The organism is Methylobacterium organophilum (assembly GCF_022533465.1).
Classification (GTDB): domain Bacteria; phylum Pseudomonadota; class Alphaproteobacteria; order Rhizobiales; family Beijerinckiaceae; genus Methylobacterium; species Methylobacterium organophilum.
The window spans coordinates 1290510-1305376 of the sequence record NZ_CP092848.1 but is presented as its reverse complement, the minus strand read 5'-3'; the positions used below and the strand labels follow the sequence as shown (position 1 = coordinate 1305376).

Here is a 14867-nt window from a genome sequence, read left to right as displayed (position 1 = left end):
CGGGTTTCAGGGCGCCTCCGTCCCGGGGGCGGCGACGGTCTGGATCGCCTCGAAGCCCTCGAATTGCGGGTGGCCGAGATAGAGCGGCTTGGTGCCCGGCACGCGGCCATGGGCCTGCCGAAACTGCTCGGAGCGCGTCCACGCCTCGAAGTCGCTCCGCGACCGCCAGACCGTATGCGAGGCATACAGGACGTGGTCCTCCGCCTCGGGACCGCGCAGGAGGTGGAACGCGACGAAGCCGTCCATCTCCCCGAGCCGGCTGTCGCGGCCGAGCCAAACTTTCTCGAAGTCCGCCGCCGACTCTTTGACGACCTTGAAGCGGTTCATAGCGATGAACATACGGTTCCTCCGATGCCGGGGTACGCCCCCCGCCGGGGCGGAGCCTAAACCACGGGGCCGGCGCGCCCGAAACCGCGCGCAACGCCGCACGGATGCCGGCTGGCCTGTTCGCAACACACAACGAAAACTTTATCCTGGCAGGCGCTCTGTCACCTGCACTTGGTCCTTAAGCAATGTAAACCCGTTGACAACGCAACCTTAGACGAGGATGCAAAGGCATCGTTCGGTCGAAACGACTCGCGCCACGCTGGCAAAACCGGCGCGACCCGGGATGTCAATGTTGGGGGGATGCATACATGCCGGCCAAGGTCCTTGGGTCGGCATGCATCGGCATGGAAGGACCGGATCGTCGGTATAATGCCCAAACAAACTACGGATGTTGATCGTCTCGTCGGCCTGCGCATCACCGCTTTGCGCAAGGCTCGGGGTTTAAGTCAGACAGCGCTCGGCGCGGCTGTCGGCGTGACTTTCCAGCAGGTCCAGAAATACGAGAAGGGCCAGAACCGTGTCGGCGCCGGTCGCCTGCGCGAGATTGCCCGCCTTCTGGAGGTCCCCGTCTCCGCCTTCTTCGAGGAGAACGGCCGCGCGGACAGCAGCGAGCAGGAGGACGTGTTCGGCTTCCTGCGCGCCCATGGCGCGGTGGATCTCCTGCGGGCCTTCGCCTCGATCGAGGACGACCAGCTGCGGCGGGACGTCCTCGCGATCGTGCGCACCGCGGCCCGGCTCGACCGCAGCCGCGCCGGCGTCACGGCCGTCGCCGAGGAAGAGGTTCCGGCCGGGGCCTGAGCGTCCCTGCCGGAACCGGCGGAAGCCGGGACCAAGCCTCGGCCCGGACGCGTGCGAACCACGCGTCCGGGCCGATGCCGTTCAGGGTCCCGGGCGGGGCAGGCGCGGCCTCAGGGCGGGTCGCCCGCGATCAGGTGGAAGAAGCTTCCCGTGACGAGGCCCCGGCGGTGCCCGGCATGGCCGAGGGGCGTGCCCTCCGCATCCGCGACCGCGGCGAGGCCGCTGCGCGCGTCGGGGGCGGGGCTCGTCTCCGCGGCGTAGTGGAATTCGTGACCGACGAGCCGGGCGCCGGCCGGGCCGAGCACGCCGTCCTCGAGAAGCCGCGCCACGCGGTAGCCGAGATGCAGGCGGCGCTTGGCATAGGAGGTCGCCACCGGGAGCAGCCCGGCCATGGGGTGCAGGGTGCCCTCGGCATCCTCCAGGCTCTCGCCCAGCACCATGTAGCCGCCGCATTCCCCATGGACGGGCCTGGAGCGGGCGAAGGCGCGCAGGCCGTCGAGGAAGCGCGTCGCGGCGGCGAGGCGCCCGGCATGGAGTTCCGGATAGCCGCCGGGCAGCCAGCACAGGTCGCAGCCCGGGTCCGGCCCCTCGTCGGCGAGCGGCGAGAACGGCACCAGCTCCGCCCCGGCGGCGCGCCAGCCGGCGACCAGATGCGGATAGAGGAAGGAGAAGGCGGCGTCCTGCGCCACGGCGATGCGCTGGGCCGGCGGGGCGGGCAGTCGCCCCGCGCCCGGCCTCACCTGACCGGCGGCGGCGGCCACCACCGCGTCGAGATCGATCGAGGCCTCCGCCAGATCGGCCAGGCGGTCGAGGCGGGCGACGAGATCCTGCGTCTCCCCGGCCTGGACGAGGCCGAGATGCCGCTCCGGCAGGACGAGGCCGGCATCGCGCAGCAGCACGCCGAGCACGGGCAGGCCGATGCGGGCGAGCCCCGCCTCGACGAGGCGGCGGTGGCGCGGGCTCGCGACCTTGTTGAGGATCACCCCCGCCACCCGGATCCGGGGATCGTAGCGGGCGCAGCCCAAAGCCACGGCGGCGGCCGATTGCGCGGCGCCGGACACGTCGAGGACGAGGATCACCGGCCAGCCGAAGCGGGCGGCGATGTCGGCATTGGCCCCCGACCGGCCCTCGCCGGCCACGACGCCGTCATGCAGCCCCATGGAGCCTTCCGCCACGACGAGGTCGGCCCCGGCGCAGGCGAGGCCGGCGGTGGCGTCGAGCAGGGCGTCGGGCATGGCGAAGCTGTCGAGATTGACGCTCGGCCGGCCGGTCGCCGCCGCGTGGAAGGCGGGGTCGATATAGTCCGGCCCGCATTTCGCCGCCCCCACCGCGAGGCCGCGGCGGCTGAGCGCCCGCATCAAGGCGAGGCTGACCGTGGTCTTGCCGGAGCTCGAACGCGGCGCGGCGACGAGCAGGCCGGGCGGCCTCATGCCTCCGCGCTCCCCGCGGCGGCCGCCCCCGCGCCGGGGCGGAAGCGCCGGTCGTAATCGGGGGCGTAGAGGGCGCTCTCGCGGAAATCCCGGGGCGCGAGCGCCGGCCCGACCAGGATCAGCGCCGTGCGTTCGAGCCGGGCCGCACGCACGGCTTCGGCGATGGTGGCGAGGCGGCCGTTCAGCACCCGCTCGTCGGGCCAGGTGGCGCGGAACACCACGGCGACGGGGCAATCGGCGCCGTAGAAAGGCGTCAGCTCCTCGGCCACCCGCTCGATCACGTGGATCGAGAGATGGATCGCCAGGGTCGCCCCGCTCGCGGCGAAGGCGGCGAGGGTCTCGCGCTCCGGCATCGGGCTCGCCCGGCCGGAGGTGCGGGTGAGGACGACGGATTGGGCGAGGCCCGGCACGGTCAGCTCCCGCCCGAGCACGGCCGCGGCCGCGGCGAAGGAGGGCACGCCCGGCGTCACCGTATAGGGGATGCCGAGGGCGTCGAGCCGCCGGGTCTGCTCGGCGAGCGCGCTCCAGACCGAGAGGTCGCCGGAATGCAGGCGCGCCACGTCGAGCCCGGCCTCGTGCGCGGCGACCATCTCCGCGACGATCGCGTCGAGGTCGAGGGGGGCGGTGTCGACGATGCGCGCGCCCGCCGGGCACCAGGACAGGATCTCCGGCGCGACCAGCGAGCCCGCATGCAGGCAGACGGGACAGCGGGCGATGAGGTCGCGGCCCCGCACGGTGACGAGGTCCGCGGCACCGGGACCGGCGCCGACGAAATGAACGGTCATGGCCGTCGCTTACGGTGTTTCACGGGAAACCGCGAGGGCGCAGGTGACCCGCGGCCCCGCGATCCGCGGCAGCAGCAGCCGGCTCGTCGGGCCGCAGGCGGCGAGCGCCGCCGCCTCCGCCAGGGAGCCGATGCCGCGTTCCGCCGCCATCCGGGCCGAGCGGGTGACCACCCGCGCATCGGCCGCCCGCAGGGCCTCGGAGGCGATCCCCCGCAGGGGCAGGGCGAGCCGGGCGGCGGCCTCGCGGATGGGGCTCTCGCCCGCCCGGTCCGCGGCGGTGGCGAGGGCGGCGAGCGCCGCGACCGGGTGCCCGACCGCGTCGAGGGCCGCCTGGACCAGGGCCAGGATCTCGTCCGGCTCCGCCGCGTGGCGGAAGCCGAACCCGGCGACGAGGCGGCCCGGCCCCGCGGTCACGGCTTCGTCCAGGCCCATTGCGTCACCGGCATCGCCGCGCGCCAGGCCTGCAGCCCGCCGACCGGGGCGGCGCGGGCGACGGAGAGGCGGCGCAGGTCGCCGCCCCTCTCGGCGAAGGCGGCGAGCAGGGCGGCCTCGCCCTCCAGGGTCACGGCATTGGCCACGAAGCGGCCCCCCACCGGGAGCGCCGCGGCGCAGGCGTCGAGCAATCCGGGCACCGAGACGCCGCCGCCGACGAAGACGGCCTCCGGCCCGGGCAGGCCGATGAGCGCGTCCGGCGCCGGGCCTTCGACGATCCGCACCCGTTCGCCCACGCCGAGGGCGTCGGCGTTGCGCGCGATCCGCGCGGCCCGCTCCGGCCGCGCCTCGATGGCGAGGGCCATGTTGGCGGGATGGCGCAGGCACCACTCAATCGAGACCGAGCCCGCCCCCGCGCCCACGTCCCAGAGCCGCTGCCCGGCGCGGGGGCGCAGGGCGGCCAGGGTCACGGCGCGGATCTCGGCCTTGGTGAGCTGGCCGTCATTCTCGAACCAGTCGTCGTCGAGGCCGGGGCTCAGGCTCAGGATCCGGGCTCCGGCCCCCGCCACCACCTCGACGGCGAGGGTGTTGAGGGCGGCCACCTCCGGCTGTCCGAAGCCCTCGGCAGGGGCGGACAACACGCGCTCGGCCGGCCCGTTCATGGCTTCGAGCACAGTGAGGCGCGAGGCGCCCAATCCCCGGGCGACGAGGAGGGCGGCGACGGCGGCCGGCGTGCTCCCGTCCCAGGAGAGCACCAGCAGGCGGGCGCCCGGCTGGAGATGGGGCACGATCCGCGTCAGCGCCCGGCCGTGCAGGGTCAGGCAGGCGGTCTCGGCGAGCGGCCAGCCGAGGCGGGCGGCGGCGAGGCTGAAGGCGGAGGGCTGCGGAAAGGCCCGGATCTCGGCCGCCGGCACCAGCCGGGCGATCTCGGCGCCGATGCCGTAATGGAAGGGATCGCCGGTGGCGAGCAGGCAGGTCGGCCGGCCGCGCCGGGCCAGGATCTCGGGATAGGCCTGGGCGATCGGGCTCGGCCAGGCCCGCGCCTCGGCGGAAAAGGGCGCGGCGAGGGCGAGATGGCGCCGCCCGCCCCAGACGATCTCCGCCGCGTCGAGGGCGGCGGCGGCCGCCGGCGACAGACCGGCCCGGCCGTCCTCGCCGATGCCGACGATGGTGAGCCAGGGCGCGTTCGGCGCGGCGAAGGTCCGGGCCTCGCCCGTGTCATGAGGCATCGCGAAAAAAGGTGCTGGAACGCATCGGGATGCGTTCCAGCTACGCGCAGGATCTCCGCTTGGCCAGCGGCAATCCCGGTCGGGACGTCCCTCAGGCGGCCTTGGTCGCGAGGGCGTTCAGGCCGGCGGGCACCGCCGGGCCGGGGCGGCCGAGATAGGCGCGGCGGGCCGGTCGCAGCACGAACCAGGCGAGCGCCGCCGTCGCCAGGTCGAGGCCGATGGCGATGGAGAAGACCGGGATCCAGCTGCCGGCCGCATCGTGGATCAGAGCCGCCACCGGACCGCCGAGGAGCGAGCCCACGCCCTGGGCCATGTAGAGGAAGCCGTAATTGGTGGTGGCGTGCTTCGTGCCGAAGGTGTCGGTGAGCGTCGAGGGGAACAGGGAGAAGATCTCGCCCCAGGCGAAGAACACCACGCCCGAGAGCAGGGCGAAGGCGTAGGCGTTCTCGCGGAAGGCGAGCAGCAGGCAGATCGCGCCCGCCTCCAGGGCGAAGGCCACCGCCATGGTGGTCTCGCGGCCGACATGGTCGGAGACCCAGCCGAAGAAGGGCCGGGTCAGGCCGTTGGTGATCCGGTCGAAGGTCAGGGCGAAGGGCAGCGCCGCGAAACCGAAGACCAGGGCATCGGCCACGCCGAATTCCTTGGCGAAGGCGGCGAACTGGGCCACGACCATCAGGCCGCCGGTCGACATCATCGCCATCATCGCGAACATCAGCCAGAACAGCGGCGTGCGCAGCATCGGGCCGGGGGCCACGTCGCGGGCGGCGCTCGCCACCTTGTCCGCCGGGATCTCCGGGGTCTCGCCCGGCCTCGGGGCGCGCAGGCCGAGGGCGGCGACCACGCCGATGGCGCCGAGGATCAGGCCGAACACGAGCAGCGTGTCCCGGTAGCCCGAGGCGGCGATCCTGTCGGAGATCGGGAAGGTGGTGGCGATGGCGCCCATGCCGTAGCCGGCGGCGACGATACCCGCGGCGAAGCCCCGGCGGTCGGGGAACCAGCGCACCATCAGGCCGACGATGCCGACATAGACGATGCCGGTGCCGAGGCCGCAGAGCAGGCCGTAGCTCGCATAGAGGCCGGTGAGGCTGGTGACCTGCGAGGCCGCGACCCAGCCGAGCCCGCTCAGGGCGGCGCCCAGCGCGATCATGCCCTTGGCGCTGAAGCGCTCGATCAGCCAGCCCTGGACCGGAGAGAAGAAGGTCTGGAGCACGATCAGGATCGTGAAGGTGACCTGCACCTGGGCGAGCGTGCCGCCGGTGCTGCCCTGGAGCGGCTTCACGAACAGCGTCCAGACATATTGCGGGCTGGAGATCGTCATCATGACGATCAATCCGAGCAGGAGCTGCACCCAGCGGGTGCGCGCGGAACCTGAATACATGATGCACTCCTCGTGGCCCCTTCGCATACGCAAAGGTGGTGCCACCGGGGGAATGCACGCAATGATCGTCAGCGCGTCGCCGTCACCAACCAGCACCCGGCACCGAGGCCGGCCTCGCCCCCCACCGCATGCGGATGCAGGGCCTCGGCGATGGCCGCCCGGGCCTCTGCCCGCATTTCAGGCACCTGCGCGCGCAGATGTCCGGCCACCGGGCCGAGTTCGAGGAGGAAGTCCGTCGCCGCGGCGACGGCCGCCGCCGTGTCGCCGTCCGCGGCCCGCCCGAGGGGCAGGCGCCGGTCGAGGGGCCGCTCGGCGATGTCCCGGAAGCCGGCCTCCGCCAGGAGCGCGGGCAGGGTCCCGCTCGCCGCGAAGCGGAAGGGTCCCGGCTCGTCCCCGCCGGAGGACAGGGTCCGTGCCTCCGGCGGCAGCAGGGCGCGCACCGCCGCCCAGGGCACGGAGACCCAGGGATTCTCCGGCAGGCCGCGCCAGCACAGGAAGGCGAGACGCCCCTTCTCCGCCAGGGCGCCGCGCAGATGGGCGAAGGCGGGCCCGGATTCCTCGAAGAACATCACGCCGAAGCGCGACAGGGCGCAGTCGAAGGCCCCCGCGCCGAAGGGATGGCGCGCGGCATCCGCCTCGATCCAGGCGATGGGCGCGCCGCCGGCGGGCCGCGCCCGCGCGGCCGCCACCGCGAGCAGCGGCGCCGACACGTCGACCGCCGTGACCCGCCCCGACGCGCCGATGCGGGCCGCGGCCTGCAGGGCGCTCTCGCCGGCCCCGCAGCCGATATCGAGGACGCGTTCCCCCGGCCGGGGAGACGCGGCCTCGATCAGGGCCGCGGTGAGCGGGGCGAAGGCGGCGTCGAGGATGGCTTGGTGGCGCGCCCAGCGCGCCCCGGCCTCGCCGTTCCAGTAGGCCGCCTGGTCGCTCGCCGCGCCCATCCCCGCCTCAGAGCCCTTCCGAGCCGCCATCCGAACGCGGATCGTGCACCGCCTCGATGCGGCCGTTCTGCGCGTGCCGCACCAGCATGCCGGCATGGCCGAGGCTGTCGATATAGGCCCCGCCGAGCTCCTCGATCTCGTGGCCCATGCCGCGCAGGGCCGCGATGCAGGCCGGATCGAAGCGGTCCTCGACCTTCACCGTGAGCGATTCCGCGCCCCAGGTCCGGCCGTAGAGCAGGCGCGGCGCGTCGACCGCATCGGCCACCGACATCCCGTAATCGGCGTAGCGGGAAAAGATCTGCGCCTGGAATTGCGGCTGCCCGTCCCCGCCCATGGAGCCGTAGGCCATGATCCGCCCGTCGTCGAAGGCGGCGAGCGCCGGGATCAGGGTGTGGAACGGCCGGCGCCCCGGCTCCAGCGGGTTCACCGCGTTCGGGTCCAGGGAGAAGGACATGCCCCGGTTCTGCCAGCAGATGCCGGTCTGCGGCAGCACCGTGCCCGAGCCGTATTCCCAATAGACCGACTGGATGAAGGAGACGGCGAGGCCGTCCTTGTCGATGGCGCCCATCCAGACGGTGTCGCCGTGGCCGGGATCGCGCAGGGGCACCGGGGCGGCCCGGTCCATGCGGATCGCCGCCGCCTCGCGGGCGAGGCGGTCCGGGGTGAGGAAGCTCGCGGGGTCCACGCGCAGCCGGTCGAAATCGGTCACGACCCGGTCGCGGATGGCGAAGGCGCGCTTCGTCGCCTCGATCAGGCCGTGGTAATGCGCGGCGCTCTCGGCCCGGGCCACGTTCAGCCGGTCGAACAGGCCGAGGATCAGGAGCGCGGCGAGCCCCTGGGTCGGGGGCGGGAAGTTGTAGAGGGTGGCGTCGCGCCGCCTCAGGGACAGGGGCGCCCGCTCCCGCGGACGGTAGGCTTCGAGATCGGCCCGGGTGACCGGCGCGCCGAGGCGCTGAAGGTCGGCGGCGATCTCGCGGCCGAGATCGCCGCGGTAGAAATCCTCGAAGCCGGCATGGGCGAGCTGCTCCAGGGTCGCGGCGAGGAGCGGCTGGCGCCGGAGCGTCCCCTCGGGGCAGGGCTTCCCGTCCCGGAGATAGGTGGCTCCGAAGTTCGGCGCGTCGTGGAGGGTATCAAGTGCCTGGGGCACATAGCGCGCCTCGGAGGGCGACACGGCGCAGCCCTCCCGCGCAAACCGCACCGCATCCGCCAGCAGCAGGTCGCGGGGCAGCCGGCCGCCCAAAGCCCGGGCGAGGTCCAGGGCCAGCTGCCAGCCCCCGACGGTGCCCGCCACGGTGAGCGCCGCATCCGGCCCGCGGGAGGGGATCGCGTCGTAACCCTTCTCCCGGTAGCGGGCGATGCTGGCTTCGGACCCCGCCGGCCCGCAAGCCTCGATGCCCCGGACCCGGCCGTTCGGGGCGCGGATCAGCCAGAAGCCGTCGCCGCCGATGCCGTTCATGTGCGGGTAGACCACCGCGATGGCGGCGGCCATGGCGATCATCGCCTCGATGGCGTTGCCGCCCTGGGCGAGGACGCTCTGGCCGGCCTGGGCGGCGAGGCGGTGGGGCGCGGCGACGGCCGCGGCGGCATAGACGGGGGTCTCGGGCATGCGCCTTTCGCTTCTCTCATCGCGCCGGGCTGGGTCCGCCGGGCCGATCTCGCAGGCAGGATCAGGACCATGCGGGGCGCGAGGCGGCAAGGCCGGCTCTTTCCCCACGGCGGAGTCCGCGGCAACGCCCTATATCCTGCCGCGACGGGATGCGCCCACGCGTCGGTTGCATGGGCCAGGTTCCATGGGCTTGGCACACGCGCTTGGCGTAGGGGTCCGGCGACGGCCCCCGGCGGGAGGAGCGGGCAGGGGATGAGCTTCGGATGAGCTTCGTGGTCCAGGCGTTCGAGCATGTGTCGGGGCGTCTCGTCGCCACGCTGCGGCGCGACGCGACGAGCCAGGCCGATGCCCTGCGCCAGGCGGAGGCCCTGGCCGGTCGGCTGTCCGGCGCGGTCGCCCTCGAAGTCGCGCCGGAGGACGGCAGCATCGCCGCGATCCTCGGCGCCTTCGGCGACGTGCCCGACGATTTCGCGGACGGGCTCGCCGGCGGCTAGGCCGCAGCGTTCCCTCGTTTCCAAGAGCGCGATCCGGTTCGGGAGCCGATGTTCCCGTGGCGGTTGGGGCGCGAGAAGCGCCCGTTCAGCCTCCTGGCGCCCCGCCCGGCGCCAACCGGGCCAGGAAGGGGGAGGCGGCCTTCTCGGCGGCACGCTCGATCGCCCGGTAATGGGCGACGACATCGGCCCCGAAGGGGGAGAGCCGCGCCCCGCCCCCGGCCTTGCCGCCGATCTGCGCCTCGACCACCGGCTCGGCGAAGCCCTTATTCATCTCCTCGATCAGCAGCCAGGCCCGGCGATAGGACATGCCGAGGGCCCGGCCGGCCGCCGAGATCGAGCCGTGCTCGGCCACCGCCTCGAGGAGCTGCACCTTGCCCGGCCCCAGGCGAAGGCCCGGCGCGAGATCGATGCGGATGCTCAGATGCGCCAACCGTCCCTCCTCCCCTCGCGGGTCCCGGCCCGCTCCCGCTCGCCGCTGACTCTACACGATCCGGGCCGCCCGCCGCAGGGCCGGAGGCGAAAAGCCCGGCTCCGCTTCCCCCCTCGCCTCGAGCCATCGCCATGTCTGGACGCACATAGCGGCGCCGGGGAGATCCTGGTGCGACCCGCGGCGGGCACGGCGTCATCATGGCCTTGCCGCCGAAGGCCGCCTGACCGCCTCGACGCCGGCCCTCACGCTCCGAGCAGGCTGCGCACCCGCTCGGCCAGGGCGTCCACGGCGAAGGGCTTGGTGACGAGCTGCGTGGCCGGGGCGGCGGCCCCGTCCTCGAACAGGGCGTTGTCGGCGTAGCCCGTCATGAACAGCACCTTCAGCCCGGGCCGCTCGGCCCGGGCCTGTTCGGCGAGCGAACGGCCGTCGAGGCCGGGCAGGCCGACATCGGTGACGAGGAGATCGATGCGCGCATCCCCCCGCGCCAGGGCGAGCCCGGCCGGGCCGTCGGAGGCTTCGAGCACCGTATAGCCGAGATCGTCCAGCACCTCGTGGACGAGGGCGCGCACGACGGGTTCGTCCTCGACGAGGAGCACGGTCTCGCCCCGGTGGGCCCGGGCGGCTCGCTTCGGCGCGACCGCTTCCTCGACCGGCACCGTATCCCCATGGCGGGGCAGGTAGATGCGCACCGTGGTGCCCTTGCCGGGCGCCGTCTCGATCTCGGCATGCCCCTCGGATTGGCGGGCGAAGCCGTAGATCATGGAGAGGCCGAGGCCCGTTCCCTGGCCCAGAGGCTTCGTGGTGAAGAACGGCTCGAAGGCCTTCGCCGCCACCTCCGGCGTCATGCCGGTGCCGGTGTCGCGCACGCTCACGCAGACATAATCCCCCGGCGCGACGTCCGGGTGCCGCCGCAGCCGCGCCGCATCGAGATGGACGTTGCGGGTGGCGAGGACGAGCCGGCCGCCGCCGGGCATGGCGTCCCGGGCGTTGATCGCGAGGTTGAGCACGGCGCTCTCGAGCTGGTGTGGGTCGCAGAGGGTCGGCCAGAGACCCTGTCCCGGCGCGATCTCGAAGGCGATCTGCTTGCCCAGGGTGCGGGCGAGCAGGTCCGCCATGCCTTGCAGCAGCGCGTTGGCGTCGACGATCTGGGTGGAGAGGGGCTGGCGCCGGGCAAAGGCGAGGAGGCGGTGGGTGAGGGCGCCGGCCCGCTCGGCGGAGGCGATGGCCGCGCCGACATAGCGGTCGATCGTGTCCGTGCGGCCCTGCGCGAGCCGGGTCTGCAGGAGCTCCAGGCTGCCAATGATGCCGGTGAGCAGGTTGTTGAAGTCGTGGGCGATGCCGCCGGTGAGCTGGCCCACGGCTTCCATCTTCTGAGCCTGCCGGAGCTGTTCCTCGACCGCCTCCCGGGCCTCGATCGCCTGCTCGCGCTCCCGCAGGGCGTCCGCGGCGGCGGAATCCGCCCGGCGCTGGCGCGAGAGCGTCCACAGGATCAGCAGGATCGCGGTGGCGCTGGCCGCGGCGGCCCCGCCGGTGACAAAGGCCTCGCGGTACCAGTCACCCAGCACCTCGTCGCGGGTGCGGGTGACGTTGAGGATGAGCGGGTAGCCGCGGGTCGCCCGGGTCGAGACGAGCCGGTGCATGCCGTCGACGGAATCCTCGATCTCGTAGAAGCCGGCGCCGGCCCTGAGCCGCTCCTCGGTGAAGGCCTTGAGCTTGAACTGGCGCCCGACGCCGGGCAGGGGCGGCTCCCGGGTCAGCAGCGTACCGTCCCGCCGCCAGAGGCTCACCGCCGCGTGGCCGCCGAGATTCAGCGAGCGGTAGAAATTGTCGAAATAGCCGAGGTCGATCGTGCCGAGGACGAGGCCGACGAAGCGCCCATCCGGCCCGGCGAGCCGGCGGGCCAGGAAGACCGTCCAGGTCCCGGAGCCGCGGTTCTGCACGGGGCCGGTGACGTAGGGCTCGGCGATCGGGTTGTCGCGCAGCTCCGCGAAATAGTCCCGGTCCGAGATGTCGATCGCGGGGACGGGGTAGCGGCGCGAGAAGTTGATGAGCCGCCCATCCGCGCCGACCATGGTCACGGCGTCGAGCTGCGGCACGCCGGCGACCTTGGCCTTCAGCAGTTCGTGGGTCTCCCGGTCCCCCTTGCGGGCATAGGCCTCGCCGGTGGTCACACCCTCCGCCACCAGCCCGTCGCTCACGCTGCGCAGGACGAGGTCGACGCTCTGGAGCGTGCGGGCCGCCTCCTCGGCGAGCACCGTGTTGAGAACGGTCAGTTCGCGCTGCGCGTCGGCCAGTTCCTTGCGCCGCAGCTCGGCCACGATCAGGCCCGAGGCGGCGAGGATCACGGCGACGAAGAGCAGCGCCGCGCTCAGGAGCACCCTCGGCAGCGAGATGCCGCCGAGGCCGGTCTGCCGGATGATCCGATCGGCAGGCACGAACCGCCGCGCCTCCTGCGCTTCGGGAGGCCGTCGACCCAAGGCCGGCTTCGGCGCGCGAACACGACTCCCGCCCGCCTGACTGCCCTCGGACGCGCCGCGTCGCAAGCCGGCGGAAAGCGCCCCTATCTCATTGGGCGCGCGTGTGGATCCGGGAGCACAGGCGGCGGCCGGCGCCGGGCTCAGCCCTCCAGCGTCTCCAAGACGAGATTGCCGTTGGTGTAGACGCAGATATCGGCGGCGATCTTCATGGCCCGGCGCACGATCGCCTCGGCGTCGAGGTCCTGGTCCTCCAAGGCGCGGGCGGCGGCGAGCGCGTAGTTCCCGCCCGAGCCGATCGCCATCACCCCGCTCTCGGGTTCGAGCACGTCGCCCGAGCCGGAAAGGAGCAGGCTGACGTCCTTGTCGGCCACCAGCATCATCGCCTCCAGGCGGCGCAGGTAGCGGTCGGTGCGCCAGTCTTTGGTCAGTTCCACGCAGGCGCGGGTGAGCTGGCCGGGATATTGTTCGAGCTTGCCCTCCAGCCGCTCGAACAGGGTGAAGGCATCGGCCGTGGCGCCGGCGAAGCCGCCGATCACGCTGCCCTTGGCGAGGCGGCGCACCTTGCGGGCATTGCCCTTCACGATGGTCTGCCCGAGGCTGACCTGCCCGTCGCCCCCGATCACCACCCGGCCGCCCTTGCGGACCATCAGGATCGTGGTGGCGTGCATCTGCGGCGGGCCGCTGGCGGCAGGATCGGACAAGGGGGGCTCCAGTCGGTCGGGTCAGAGGGCTCGGCGGCACAGGTAAGCGCTTCGCCCGCCCCGTCCAAGGTTCAGGGCGCTTCGTTTGGGATGGTGCGGGGGTAGACCAGGCTTCGGCAGGCGTCTTTTCCCCACTCCACGAGCGCTGGTCGGCTGTCGACCGAATTGCAACCACAGCACCTCAACCGCGCGAATTGCCCGCTTGACGGCGCCCGCCTTGCGGGTTCGAAGGCGGCCCGAGAACCAACGAGGATCCGTGATGCCCGCCCTGTCCCAGCTTTCGCCCGAGGCGCTGTCCGAGCTGCGCGCCGGCCTGCGCCAGGAATACGAGGCGCTGAAAGGCCAGGGCCTCAAGCTCGACATGACCCGGGGCAAGCCCGCGCCCGAGCAGCTCGATCTCGCCACGGAGATGCTGGCCCTGCCCGGCAACCGCGACACCACCGCCGATGACGGCACCGACGCGCGCAACTACGGCAACCTCCAGGGCCTCACCGAGACGCGGGCGCTGTTCGCGCCGGTCCTGGGCGCGCCGCCCGAGCAGATCGTGGTCGCCAACAATTCGAGCCTCGCCCTGATGCACGACGTGCTCGTCTACGCCCTGCTCAAGGGCGTGCCCGGCGGCGACAAGCCCTGGAGCAAGCAGGAGCCGATCGCGATCCTCTGCCCCGTGCCCGGCTACGACCGGCACTTCACCCTGTGCGAGGGCTACGGCATCCGCATGATCCCGGTGCCGATGACCGGCGCCGGCCCGGACATGGACGTCGTCGAGAAGGCGGTGGCCGACCCGGCGGTGAAGGGCATCTGGTGCGTGCCGCAATATTCCAACCCGAGCGGCGAGACCTATTCCGACGAGACCGTGCGGCGCCTGGCCGCGATGAAGGCCGCGGCGCCGGATTTCCGCATCCTGTGGGACAACGCCTACGCGGTGCATCACCTGAGCGACGAGCGGCCGTCGCTGGCCAACGTCATCGAGGCCTGTGCCGAGGCCGGCAATCCGGACCGGCCGATCGTGTTCGCCTCGACCTCGAAGGTGACGATCGCCGGCGCGGGCCTCGCCATGCTCGCCTCTTCCGCGGCCAATATCCGCTGGTACCTCGCCCAGGCCGGCCGCCGCAGCATCGGGCCGGACAAGCTCAACCAGCTCCGCCACGTCCGCTTCCTCAAGGACGCCGCCGGCATCGCCGCCCATATGGAGAAGCACCGGGCGCTGATCGGCCCGAAATTCGACGCGGTCGAGACGGCCTTCGCCGCCCGCCTCGAAGGCTACGAGGTCGCCCGCTGGAGCCGGCCGCTCGGCGGCTACTTCATCACCCTCGACGTGGCGGACGGCACGGCGACGAAGGTGGTGGCGCTCGCCGCCGAGGCCGGCATCGCGCTGACGCCGGCGGGGGCGACCCATCCCTACGGCAAGGATCCCGACGACCGGACGCTGCGCATCGCCCCGACCTTCCCCAAGCTCGAAGCGGTGCGCAAGGCGGCCGAGGCGGTCGCCCTCTGCACCCTGCTCGCCGCCGTCGAGGCGAAGCTCGACGCCTGAGACCCGCCGCCGGGGCGTGGGCGGGTCGCCTACGCCTCCGGAGGCCGGGACGCCGCCTCGACCTCCGGCCAGTGCGGGAAGGGCTGCCAGTCGGTGAAGGCATCCTCCGCATAGCCGTGGTCGCAGGAGGCGACGTGCCAGGGCGTGTCGTCGCCGTGCCGGGCCGGATCCCAGCGGACCACGGCGCGCCGGTCGGGCTCGTAGCGGTTGATCGCGATGATCCAGCGGCCGTCATGGGGTGCCGCACCGATCGGTATCCAGCTTCGCATCGCCCCTCGCGACGATCCCACCCTGGGGCGTCC

Annotated in this window: 15 protein-coding genes; 3 read left to right on the top strand and 12 right to left on the bottom strand. The window is 73.0% G+C overall.

Annotated features, from left to right (window positions below; translation table 11 throughout):
• Nucleotides 1-6: 6 nt before the first annotated feature.
• Nucleotides 7-339: a heme-degrading protein HmuQ gene (hmuQ, locus tag MMB17_RS06005; protein ID WP_241101429.1), complete on the bottom strand. Its 333-nt coding sequence runs from the start codon at nucleotides 337-339 to the stop codon at nucleotides 7-9.
• A 354-nt stretch (nucleotides 340-693) separates the two neighbouring features.
• On the opposite strand from hmuQ, the gene MMB17_RS06000 reads away from it, so the two are divergent.
• On the top strand, nucleotides 694-1125 hold the full coding sequence (locus MMB17_RS06000) for a helix-turn-helix domain-containing protein (RefSeq protein ID WP_241102130.1): 432 nt from the start codon (nucleotides 694-696) through the stop codon (nucleotides 1123-1125).
• Between the two features lie 110 nt (nucleotides 1126-1235).
• Here the strand turns inward: MMB17_RS06000 and MMB17_RS05995 are convergent, their stop codons facing one another.
• The 7 genes from MMB17_RS05995 to MMB17_RS05965 all read right to left on the bottom strand — a co-directional run bounded on the left by MMB17_RS05995 (nucleotide 1236) and on the right by MMB17_RS05965 (nucleotide 8926).
• Nucleotides 1236-2555, bottom strand: a complete 1320-nt coding sequence (locus tag MMB17_RS05995) for a cobyrinic acid a,c-diamide synthase CobB (protein WP_241101428.1) — start codon at nucleotides 2553-2555, stop codon at nucleotides 1236-1238.
• On the bottom strand, nucleotides 2552-3340 hold the full coding sequence (cobM, locus tag MMB17_RS05990) for a precorrin-4 C(11)-methyltransferase (RefSeq protein WP_241101427.1): 789 nt from the start codon (nucleotides 3338-3340) through the stop codon (nucleotides 2552-2554). The genes MMB17_RS05995 and cobM overlap by 4 nt, the downstream gene beginning before the upstream one ends.
• 9 nt (nucleotides 3341-3349) lie before the next feature.
• On the bottom strand, nucleotides 3350-3772 hold the full coding sequence (locus MMB17_RS05985; protein ID WP_241101426.1) for a cobalamin biosynthesis protein: 423 nt from the start codon (nucleotides 3770-3772) through the stop codon (nucleotides 3350-3352).
• Entirely contained in the window at nucleotides 3751-5001 is a 1251-nt protein-coding gene (gene cbiE / locus MMB17_RS05980) for a precorrin-6y C5,15-methyltransferase (decarboxylating) subunit CbiE (RefSeq protein ID WP_241101425.1), read from the bottom strand. Before cbiE ends, MMB17_RS05985 begins: the two co-directional genes overlap by 22 nt.
• A 91-nt stretch (nucleotides 5002-5092) precedes the next feature.
• On the bottom strand, nucleotides 5093-6379 hold the full coding sequence (gene oxlT, locus MMB17_RS05975; RefSeq protein ID WP_241101424.1) for an oxalate/formate MFS antiporter: 1287 nt from the start codon (nucleotides 6377-6379) through the stop codon (nucleotides 5093-5095).
• Nucleotides 6380-6447: 68 nt separating this feature from the next.
• Nucleotides 6448-7320, bottom strand: coding sequence for a class I SAM-dependent methyltransferase (locus MMB17_RS05970; RefSeq protein WP_241101423.1), 873 nt, complete (start codon nucleotides 7318-7320; stop codon nucleotides 6448-6450).
• A gap of 7 nt (nucleotides 7321-7327) precedes the next feature.
• Nucleotides 7328-8926 carry a gamma-glutamyltransferase family protein gene (locus tag MMB17_RS05965; RefSeq protein WP_241101422.1) on the bottom strand — a complete coding sequence of 533 codons (1599 nt, stop codon included), beginning with the start codon at nucleotides 8924-8926 and terminating at the stop codon, nucleotides 7328-7330.
• A 263-nt stretch (nucleotides 8927-9189) separates the two neighbouring features.
• Here MMB17_RS05965 and MMB17_RS05960 point away from each other — a divergent pair, with 263 nt between their 5' ends.
• Nucleotides 9190-9420: a hypothetical protein gene (locus MMB17_RS05960; RefSeq protein ID WP_238309561.1), complete on the top strand. Its 231-nt coding sequence runs from the start codon at nucleotides 9190-9192 to the stop codon at nucleotides 9418-9420.
• Between the two features lie 85 nt (nucleotides 9421-9505).
• On the opposite strand, the gene MMB17_RS05955 is transcribed toward MMB17_RS05960, so the two are convergent.
• The 3 genes from MMB17_RS05955 to hslV form a co-directional block, all read right to left on the bottom strand.
• Nucleotides 9506-9850, bottom strand: coding sequence for a winged helix-turn-helix domain-containing protein (locus tag MMB17_RS05955; protein WP_241101421.1), 345 nt, complete (start codon nucleotides 9848-9850; stop codon nucleotides 9506-9508).
• A 242-nt stretch (nucleotides 9851-10092) separates the two neighbouring features.
• Nucleotides 10093-12285 (bottom strand): hybrid sensor histidine kinase/response regulator, encoded by a 2193-nt coding sequence (locus tag MMB17_RS05950; RefSeq protein WP_241101420.1) that lies wholly within the window; start codon nucleotides 12283-12285, stop codon nucleotides 10093-10095.
• Nucleotides 12286-12467: 182 nt separating this feature from the next.
• Nucleotides 12468-12995, bottom strand: a complete 528-nt coding sequence (hslV, locus tag MMB17_RS05945) for an ATP-dependent protease subunit HslV (protein ID WP_238309653.1) — start codon at nucleotides 12993-12995, stop codon at nucleotides 12468-12470.
• Nucleotides 12996-13287: 292 nt separating this feature from the next.
• On the opposite strand from hslV, the gene MMB17_RS05940 reads away from it, so the two are divergent.
• Nucleotides 13288-14565, top strand: coding sequence for an aspartate aminotransferase type Ic (locus tag MMB17_RS05940; protein ID WP_241101419.1), 1278 nt, complete (start codon nucleotides 13288-13290; stop codon nucleotides 14563-14565).
• A 29-nt stretch (nucleotides 14566-14594) separates the two neighbouring features.
• On the opposite strand, the gene MMB17_RS05935 is transcribed toward MMB17_RS05940, so the two are convergent.
• Nucleotides 14595-14834 carry a hypothetical protein gene (locus MMB17_RS05935; RefSeq protein WP_238309565.1) on the bottom strand — a complete coding sequence of 80 codons (240 nt, stop codon included), beginning with the start codon at nucleotides 14832-14834 and terminating at the stop codon, nucleotides 14595-14597.
• Nucleotides 14835-14867: the final 33 nt, after the last annotated feature.

What these genes read in the sequence shown, in the direction of transcription:
- hmuQ (WP_241101429.1), bottom strand. Translation starts at nt 339, where the DNA reads ATGTTCATCGCTATGAACCGCTTCAAGGTCGTCAAAGAGTCGGCGGCG.
- MMB17_RS05995 (WP_241101428.1), bottom strand. Translation starts at nt 2,555, where the DNA reads ATGAGGCCGCCCGGCCTGCTCGTCGCCGCGCCGCGTTCGAGCTCCGGC.
- cobM (WP_241101427.1), bottom strand. Translation starts at nt 3,340, where the DNA reads ATGACCGTTCATTTCGTCGGCGCCGGTCCCGGTGCCGCGGACCTCGTC.
- MMB17_RS05985 (WP_241101426.1), bottom strand. Translation starts at nt 3,772, where the DNA reads ATGGGCCTGGACGAAGCCGTGACCGCGGGGCCGGGCCGCCTCGTCGCC.
- cbiE (WP_241101425.1), bottom strand. Translation starts at nt 5,001, where the DNA reads ATGCCTCATGACACGGGCGAGGCCCGGACCTTCGCCGCGCCGAACGCG.
- oxlT (WP_241101424.1), bottom strand. Translation starts at nt 6,379, where the DNA reads ATGTATTCAGGTTCCGCGCGCACCCGCTGGGTGCAGCTCCTGCTCGGA.
- MMB17_RS05970 (WP_241101423.1), bottom strand. Translation starts at nt 7,320, where the DNA reads ATGGGCGCGGCGAGCGACCAGGCGGCCTACTGGAACGGCGAGGCCGGG.
- MMB17_RS05965 (WP_241101422.1), bottom strand. Translation starts at nt 8,926, where the DNA reads ATGCCCGAGACCCCCGTCTATGCCGCCGCGGCCGTCGCCGCGCCCCAC.
- MMB17_RS05960 (WP_238309561.1), top strand. Translation starts at nt 9,190, where the DNA reads ATGAGCTTCGTGGTCCAGGCGTTCGAGCATGTGTCGGGGCGTCTCGTC.
- hslV (WP_238309653.1), bottom strand. Translation starts at nt 12,995, where the DNA reads ATGCACGCCACCACGATCCTGATGGTCCGCAAGGGCGGCCGGGTGGTG.
- MMB17_RS05940 (WP_241101419.1), top strand. Translation starts at nt 13,288, where the DNA reads ATGCCCGCCCTGTCCCAGCTTTCGCCCGAGGCGCTGTCCGAGCTGCGC.
- MMB17_RS05935 (WP_238309565.1), bottom strand. Translation starts at nt 14,834, where the DNA reads ATGCGAAGCTGGATACCGATCGGTGCGGCACCCCATGACGGCCGCTGG.